Annotated in this window: 5 protein-coding genes; 1 reads left to right on the top strand and 4 read right to left on the bottom strand. The window is 70.9% G+C overall.

What is annotated here, in order from left to right:
* Positions 1 to 38 precede the first annotated feature (38 nt).
* Positions 39 to 743: an alpha/beta hydrolase gene (locus tag U9979_RS18920; RefSeq protein WP_322780434.1), complete on the bottom strand. Its 705-nt coding sequence runs from the start codon at positions 741 to 743 to the stop codon at positions 39 to 41.
* The gene (locus U9979_RS18925; RefSeq protein ID WP_322780435.1) at positions 740 to 877 is read right to left on the bottom strand and encodes a hypothetical protein; all 138 of its coding nucleotides are present in this window, start codon (positions 875 to 877) and stop codon (positions 740 to 742) included. Before U9979_RS18925 ends, U9979_RS18920 begins: the two co-directional genes overlap by 4 nt.
* A gap of 123 nt (positions 878 to 1,000) precedes the next feature.
* Here U9979_RS18925 and U9979_RS18930 point away from each other — a divergent pair, with 123 nt between their 5' ends.
* Positions 1,001 to 1,630, top strand: coding sequence for a TetR/AcrR family transcriptional regulator (locus U9979_RS18930; protein ID WP_322780436.1), 630 nt, complete (start codon positions 1,001 to 1,003; stop codon positions 1,628 to 1,630).
* A gap of 89 nt (positions 1,631 to 1,719) precedes the next feature.
* Here U9979_RS18930 and U9979_RS18935 read toward each other — a convergent pair whose 3' ends face one another.
* Both U9979_RS18935 and U9979_RS18940 read right to left on the bottom strand, forming a co-directional pair.
* On the bottom strand, positions 1,720 to 4,158 hold the full coding sequence (locus U9979_RS18935; protein ID WP_322780437.1) for a glycoside hydrolase family 3 N-terminal domain-containing protein: 2,439 nt from the start codon (positions 4,156 to 4,158) through the stop codon (positions 1,720 to 1,722).
* 24 nt (positions 4,159 to 4,182) lie between these two features.
* A complete protein-coding gene (locus tag U9979_RS18940) occupies positions 4,183 to 4,374 on the bottom strand; it encodes a hypothetical protein (RefSeq protein ID WP_322780438.1) in 192 nt (63 codons plus the stop codon).
* Positions 4,375 to 4,506: the final 132 nt, after the last annotated feature.

Consider the following 4,506-nt stretch of genomic DNA (forward strand, 5'->3'; position numbering starts at 1 on the left):
GGCCGTCGACGCCGAGGCCGCGCAGCTCGACCGGCCCGTCAGGTGTCGGCGATGCCGTGCAGGATCGTGGCCAGCGCGGCCGGCTGGCTGATCATGCATATGTGCCCGGCGTCGAGGTCGATCACCGGACAGTCACCGACGCGGGCGGCGAACCGCAGCTGCATCTCGGGCGGGAGGATGGCGTCCTTGGTGGTGCGCACCCAGGTGCGAGGGACGGGCCGGCGCAGGCCTGAGAGGTCGACCGGCTCGGTCGTGAGCCCTTCCGCTTCGGGAACGAGGCGTTGTGCGCACCAGGCGAACTGCTCGTCGTCGAGGTCGTTGCCGAAGTACCGCTTTACCTGCGCGGGATCCATCGTCTCCCGCCGCTCGGCCTGGGATTCCTCGACGTGCTCCTGGACGTCCGGTCGCAGCGCCTGCCTGGTGCTGGTCCCGGCGTGCGGCACCGTCGCGGCGAGAAAGACGGCGTGGCGGACGCGGTCGCCGAGCAGTTCCATGGCCCGCGGCAACGAGCAGCCGGCGAGGGAGTGGCCCACGAGGACGACCTCGTCGAAGCCGGCCGCGTCGACGTCCTCGACGATGGCGCGCGCGCAGTCGGCGAAGGTCACCGACTCCAGCGGCGCCGGTCGGCGCCCCCGCCCGGGTAGGTCGATGGCGAGGACCGGCGCGGCGAGATGGGGCACCAGCAGATCCCAGCAGCGGCTGTCGAAGCCGCCACCGTGCACGAGGACCAGCGGCGTCATCATCGGCCGGCCCCGTCCCGCAGCTGGTCGTGCGGGACGGGGCGGGAGATGACGCCCAGCCGGCGGGCTTCGGCGGCCTCGACCGGGTCCCCGTAACGCAGGGGGATGCTCCATACCCCCACTCCAGAAAGATCCATGACGCCCTTCCGTCGCAGCTCGCTGACCCGCATCATCGCATCGGCACTCTACGCCCAACACTGCACTCAGTGCCAGAATAGGTACCGAGAAGCAGTTATGGCGCGAGGTATGGTACGACCGTGATGGCTGAGGCGTCTGGAGGGCTCGGGCTCGGACTGGGGCTCCGCGAACGCACCCGGCGCGCCGTACGGGCCGAGCTCATGACCGTCGCGATGGAGCTGTTCGCCCGCAAGGGCTACGACGCGACGACGATCGACGAGATCGCGGCCGTCGCCGGGGTGTCCCGCAGCAGCTTCTTCCGCTACTTCGCCTCGAAGGAAGACGTCGTACTCGACCACCTCGACGCCCTTGGCGAGTCACTCGCCGAGGCCCTGGCGCAGCGGCCTGCCGGCGAGGACGCGTGGACGGCGCTGCGCCGCGCCTTCGATGTGCTACTCGCTTACCACGCGCGCGACCCACAGGGCGCCCGCGGTCTGCGGCAGATGCTCGACGGCAATCCCGCGCTGCGGGCCCGTAACCTGGACAAGCAGTGCGGGTGGCACGACCGGCTCATTCCGCATATCGCCGCCCGCCTTGGCCCCGCCCCCGACCCGGCCGACACCGGAATCAACGCCCGCCCCGAAGCGGTCATCGGCGCCGCACTGGCGTGCCTGGAGGCGGCGAAGCGGGCCTGGATGGCAGCCGGCTGCCGGGCACCGCTGGACAAGGTCCTCGACGACGTCATGCGCACCGTCCGTCCCGGAGCTTTCTGACCCGTCCCCGGACTCCCCATTGCTGTCCCCAGCCGTACAGGCGCTCGAAGCCCTGGAGCACGCCCGGTTTGTGCGCCCGACGGGCCGGCCTACGGGCGCTCGGATGGTTTGCCGACGGTGACGTGCGAGAGGTAGGAGCGGCGGCCGTGCAGCACCGCCGTCTCGCCCACGACCTCGAAGGCGTCCCGCAGGCGGATGTCGTCCGAGGAGCTGCCCACGAGCACCTGGATCGGGCCCGGCTCCAGCACGACGTCGCCGCCGAGGCCGAGGTAGCCCAGCTGGCTCATCGCCACGGTGAACTCGATGGTGGCGCCGGCGCCGGCGGCGAGGTCGACGCGGGTGAATCCGACGAGCTCCTGGGCCGGCCGGGTGACGCCGGTCGCCTGGTCACAGAAGTAGAGCTGGACGATCTCCTCGCCGGCCCGTTCCCCGATGTTGCGCACTGTCACCGCGACGGTGACGGCGCCCTCGCTGTCGACCTGGACGGAGCTGATGACGAGGTCGGTGTACGCGAACGTCGTGTAGCTCAGTCCGTGGCCGAATGCGAACAGCGGGGTGGCGGGCATGTCGAGGTAGCCCCGGTGCATGTCAGTGGCGGCGCGCCGGTACCCGGTGCCGGCCGGCTGGCCGTGGTGGATCGGTACCTGGCCGCAGTGCCGGGGGATCGACATCGGAAGCTTGCCGCTCGGGTTGACGTCGCCGAACAGGACGTCGGCCATGGCGGGGCCGGCCGCCTGGCCGCCGTAGTAGCCGTACAGCAGCGCCGGCAGGACGTCGACGATCGCGGTCAGGGCCATCGGCCGGCCGGTGTAGACGATGCCCACGCACGGGGTGCCGGTGGCCGCGACGGCCCGGGCGAGGGTGACCTGGTTCGTGGGTAGGTCGATGTTCGCGGTGTCGCTGCCCTCGCCCTCGGTGATCGCAGTGGTGAACCAGCCACCACGGCCGCCCAGCGCCAGGATCACCACGTCGGCGTCGCGGGCGGCCGTCACCGCCGCCGGCATGTCGGTCGGCTCCTCGTCGACGACGCCGCAGCCGGTGACCACGGTCACCTGCGCGTCCGGGACACCGCGGCGGACGGCCTCGGCGAGGGACTGCGCGCCGTAGGTGTCGCGCACGTAGTCGTCGAGCGGCGTGGCGAGAGGGCCGGCGACCTCTTCGATCAGCGCTTCGATCGCCTCGTCCGGCACCTCGCCGGTCATCTCCTCGACGCCGTCCATGGCGCCCCCCTCGCCGCGGAACCGGGCGCCGAGCATCCCCAGCGCGGCGGTGTAGGTGTAGGGCGCAAAGGCGAACGCGGTGCCGTCGGCGTGCGGGCCGACGATCGCGATCCGCCGGACGTCGCGAGACAGCGGCAGGGTGCCGTCGTTGGTCAGCAGGGTCACGGACTGCCGGGCGAGGCGGTCGGCCAGGTCGACGCCCTGGCGGGCCACCGCCCTGATGACGACGGGGTCCTCGTCGACGTAGGGCGCCTCGAACAGACCCAGGGCGAACTTGTCGCGCAGGACCCGCCACGCGGCCTGGTCCAGCTGGTCGGCGGGGACGGTTCCGCGGTGGACGGCCCGGGCGAGGGTGGGGCCGTAGCCGTGCGGGGCTGGCAGCTCGACGTCGATGCCGGCGGCCAGCGCCAGCCGGCCGGCCTCCTCGGCGTCCCGGGCGACCCCGAGGCGCTCATGGAGGTGGTGGATGGTCTGGTAGTCGGAGACGACGGTGCCGGTGAAGCCCAGCCGCTCCCGTAGCAGCGTCGTGAGGATCTCGCGGTTGGCAGCGACCGGGATGCCCTCGACGGTGCTGTAGGAGTTCATCACCGCGCCCAGGCCGGCGAGCTTGATCGCTGCTTCGAACGGGCGGGCATACACCTCGTAGAGTTCGCGCGGCCCCACCGCCGTGGCAGCCATGTTCTGGCCGCCCTCGGTGACCGCGTAGCCCAGGAAATGTTTGCCGGTGGCGATGACACCCTCGCGCAGGTCGGTGCCCTGCAGACCGCGGGTGAACGCGACACTCATTGCCGAGGTCAGGTACGGGTCCTCGCCGTAGGTTTCATGGACCCGCCCCCAGCGGGCGTCCCGAGCGACGTCCATGACGGGGGAGAGGGCGAAGGTCTGACCGATGGCCCGCGCCTGCCGGCGCAGGACGCCGGCCATCTCCTCGACACCGCCGGGGTTCCACGTGGCGGCCAGCCCGATCGCCGTTGGGAACGTGGTGAACCCGGGCGCCACCACACCGTTGAGCGCCTCCACATGGAAGATTGCTGGAATGCCGAGCCGGGTGCCCGTGACGAGGAACCGCTGGATCTCGTTGACGATCCTCGCCAGTCGGTCCGGCGTCTTGTGACCGACCATTCCCAGCATCCCGATGTGGCCGATCCCGTCGCGCAGGCGACGCTCGGCCTGAGACTGGATCAGGCCGTCCCGGCCGAGGAGTCCCACCGGTAGCATCCCGGTGACCTGCTGTGCCTTCTCCTCGATCGTCATCGTCTGGAGAAGGTCGTCCGCGCGGGCCTCGGGGCTCACGGCGGCGTCCGACATCGTCTGCGGTCCGGTACCCATGAGTCAGGCCCAGAACTGGTCGGGATCGAGCGCCGGTCCGGTATCGGCGGACCGTATGCGTACGTCGACGCTCATTATGAAGATCAACCTCCAGTGGGACGACCCGAAGTACTGTGTCTCCATACTGATCGCATCGAAGACGCCCGGTCGTGCTGCGTCCGGGTAGCCGAACTCCGGGTTCGCCGGATGCGGCATTCGCACCGACGTGCCCGGTTCGTAGGAGCCATCCAGGATGCTGACCCCGCTTCCGACGGGTCGCCTCGGCCTTCGGTCGTCGGCTCTTGGCCTTCGCTGTGGTGACAGGTGACCTTATGGTGACCTGACCGC

It is taken from the genome of Protofrankia sp. Cas4 (assembly GCF_963555915.1).
In the GTDB taxonomy this organism is placed as follows: domain Bacteria; phylum Actinomycetota; class Actinomycetes; order Frankiales; family Frankiaceae; genus Protofrankia.